A 3,042-nucleotide genomic window follows, 5' to 3' on the forward strand; every position below is an offset into this window, starting at 1 on the left:
ACCTCGGCCTTCGGGACGCCGTGGCCCTCGGCGACGCGCTCGCCGCGGTCCTCGCCGGCCGGCCCGAGGCGCTCCTCGACCGGTACGCCGCCGCACGCCGGCCGCTCGCCGAGGAGGTGCTCGGACTCTCGGCTCGGCTCACCCGGCTCGCCACCGTCCGTCCGGCCGGCCGGGCGCTCCGGGACGTGCTGCTCCGGAGCACGTCGATGCTGCCGTCGGTCCGGCAGCGGGTCGCCGTGCGGATGGCCGGCTTCGAGCCCGACCGGACGGTGATCCAGCGTTGACCCTCCAGGTCGGGCTGGCCGATGTCCTCGCGCGCAGCGGCAGCGGACCGGACGAGCCGTTCGTCCGTTCCCTGCTGGACGGCGCGCCCTTCTACCGCAACGACCTGATGTGCCCACTGCCCGGCGTCCGGATCGTGGCATTCCTGCCGACCACCACCGCCACCGAGGCGCCACCGGGCAGGTACAGCGGAGTCCCGGTCTTCCAGATGCCGGCCGTGCACGGCGGCCTGCTCAACCGGCCGGTCGTCCAGGCCCGGCTGGTGAACTTCCTCACCGGACAGCCGGTGAGCCAGCCGCAGCGCGAGTACGCGCTGATCCAGGAGATGTCCGCGGCCTGGCAGGCGCCGCCGCTGCCGTTGCGCCTCAACCCGGTCTGGCGGGCGGCGGGGGGCGCCCGATCCGGCCTTCACCGGGATGGTCTGTCGCTCAGGCTGACCCCGCCGGCCCGCGGGCCCGATCGGCACCGCCAGAGCAGCCGGAGCGCCGCCACCGCCAGCCCGATCACCATCAGCGCCCACACCGGTTGGTACGGGAGCACGGCCAGGTGGATGCCGATGCCGACGACCGCGACCCCCGCCGCCAGCCGGAGCGTCCAGCGGCGGCCGGTGAAGAGCAGCAGCCCGGCGGCCACCATCAGCACCGCGGCGACCAGGTGGGCCCACATCCAGCCGCTCACGTCGATGCGGAACAGCCCCTCCTGGTCGACCACCACGTACGGGTCGTCGTCCACGTCGCTCACCCCGGCCAGGGCGTCGAAGAGGCCCGCCCCGGTGAGCAGTACGGCCGCCAGGATCCGCTGCCTGTGCCGCAGATCGGCGTCGTCGTGCCGCGCCACCCCGCCCTCCTCCCGCCGTTCGTCCCAGCCTAGGGACGGCCGACCGGCTCCGTCCGGCGCTCGACGGCGGAATCCTTCCCACGCAGTGTCCGCCAGGCGCCGGCGGTGACCACGGCGAAGATCCCGGCCGCCGCCCAGCCCACCGGGGCCACCCCGTACGCCTGACCGGCGAACCCGGCGAGAGCCGCCCCGACCGGCGCGCTGGCCAGGCCGACCACCCGCTGCGCCGCGCCCACCCGGCCGAGCAGCCCCGGTGGCACGTGCCGCTGCCCGTACGCCGACCAGAGGCTGTTCCATACCGTGGTGCCGGCGGCGAAGCCGGCCAGCGCCACCCCGCCGGTCAGCGGGTGCCGGGCCATCGCGAACCCGGCCAGCGCCAGGGTCTGCCAGAGCAGCACGCCGCGCAGCGCGGGCCGGGTGCCGAACCGGGCGGCCACCCGGCCGGCCACCAGTGCCCCGCCCAGACCGCCGACGACCGCGCCGGCCGCGAACAGCCCGTACGCCTCCGCCGGCACCCGCAGCACGGTCAGCGCGTAGAGCACGAGGGTCGCCATCAGCCCGCTGATCGCGAGGTTCGACCCGGCGGTCGCCAGCGTCACCCCCCACAACACCCGGTCCCCCCGCACCCACCGCACCCCCTCCCACGCCTCCCGCCACACCCATTGCCGCCGACCCCCGGCACCCCCGCCCCCCGGGGCCGGGGTCGGGGTCGGCGGGAGGGCGAGGATGAGGAGGGCGGCGGCGGCGAAGGTGAGGGCGTCGACGGTGAACGGGAGGGCGGCGGCGAAGGCGAAGAGGACGCCGGCCAGGGGCGCGCCGAGGAAACCGCCGGCCACCGCCGTGCCGGCCTGGAGGCGGCCGTTCGCGCTTGCCAGCGCGGCCGGCGGCACCAGCGACGGCAGGAGCGCGAACGAGGCCGCGTCGAAGAGCGTGCCGAGGGCGGCGAGCAGGAACGCGGCGACCGCCAGGGTGGCCACGCCCGCCCGCCCGGTGGCGACCAGCACCGCGAGGGCGGCCACCACGACCGCCCGCGCCCCGTCCACCGCCGCCATCGTCCGGCGGCGTTCCCAGCGGTCGGCGTACGCGCCGCCGAGCAGGCCGAGCAGCAGCGGCGGGAGCTGTCCGGCCACGGTCACCGCGGCGATCGCCCGGGGGTCGCGGGTCAGCGTGGCGGCCAGCAGGGCCAGCGCCGGCGTACGTAGGGCGTCGCCGAACCGGGAGGAGACGGCGGCGGACCAGAGCAGTCGGTAGTTCCGGCCGAGGACGGGAGCGGTCATGCCGACGGAGCCTGCGGCCTGAACCGGGTCGAGGGCCAAGCGGGCCGGAAAGGGGGCGGACAGTGTCGGCGGCGGCCGGTACGGTGAGCGCCGGAATCCGAACGGGGAGCACGATTGGACCGCACCTTCCAGGTTGACCTCCGTGGCGTGGTCGACCTGCTCAGTCATCACCTCTACGGCAGCCCGCGGGTCTACGTGCGGGAGCTGCTGCAGAACGCCGTCGACGCGATCACCGCGCGCCGGTCCGCCGAGCCGGACGCCCCGGCCCGGGTCCGGATCGAGCCGCCGGAGCTGACCGGCGACGGCACGCTGCGCGTGCACGACACCGGCATCGGCCTCACCGAGGCCCAGGTGCACGAGTTGCTGGCCACCATCGGCCGCAGCTCCAAGCGGGACGAGCTGGGCTTCTCCCGGCATGAGTTCCTCGGCCAGTTCGGCATCGGCCTGCTCTCCTGCTTCCTGGTCGCCGACGAGATCCGGGTGGTGACCCGGCACGCGGACCAGCCCACCGTGCTGTGGACGGGCTGGTCCGACGGGCGCTACGCGGTGCGGGTCGCGGCGCCCGAGCAGGCCCGCGACGAACCGGGCACCACGGTGACGCTGGTGCCCCGGCGGGACGCCGACCAGTGGTACGGCGTGCCGACCG

Annotated in this window: 5 protein-coding genes; 2 read left to right on the forward strand and 3 right to left on the reverse strand. The window is 76.2% G+C overall.

Annotated features, from left to right (window positions below):
* Positions 1–284, forward strand: a 284-nt coding sequence (locus tag ONA70_RS35630; protein ID WP_265010875.1) for an FAD-dependent monooxygenase, incomplete at its 5' end; no start/stop codon positions are given.
* Positions 285–375: 91 nt separating this feature from the next.
* Here the strand turns inward: ONA70_RS35630 and ONA70_RS35635 are convergent.
* Genes ONA70_RS35635 through ONA70_RS35645 form a run of 3 tightly spaced genes read right to left on the reverse strand, consistent with a single transcriptional unit; the run spans position 376 to position 2,396 of the window.
* Positions 376–651 carry a hypothetical protein gene (locus ONA70_RS35635; protein ID WP_265010876.1) on the reverse strand — a complete coding sequence of 92 codons (276 nt, stop codon included), beginning with the start codon at positions 649–651 and terminating at the stop codon, positions 376–378.
* Positions 652–690: 39 nt separating this feature from the next.
* Positions 691–1,119, reverse strand: a complete 429-nt coding sequence (locus ONA70_RS35640) for a DUF7144 family membrane protein (RefSeq protein ID WP_265010877.1) — start codon at positions 1,117–1,119, stop codon at positions 691–693.
* 29 nt (positions 1,120–1,148) lie between these two features.
* Positions 1,149–2,396 carry an MFS transporter gene (locus ONA70_RS35645; RefSeq protein WP_265010878.1) on the reverse strand — a complete coding sequence of 416 codons (1,248 nt, stop codon included), beginning with the start codon at positions 2,394–2,396 and terminating at the stop codon, positions 1,149–1,151.
* Positions 2,397–2,510: 114 nt separating this feature from the next.
* Between ONA70_RS35645 and ONA70_RS35650 the strand changes: the two genes are divergently transcribed.
* A partial coding sequence (locus tag ONA70_RS35650) for an ATP-binding protein (protein ID WP_265010879.1) occupies positions 2,511–3,042 on the forward strand: 532 nt, incomplete at its 3' end.

This window comes from Micromonospora yasonensis, assembly GCF_026013475.1.
Classification (GTDB): domain Bacteria; phylum Actinomycetota; class Actinomycetes; order Mycobacteriales; family Micromonosporaceae; genus Micromonospora; species Micromonospora yasonensis.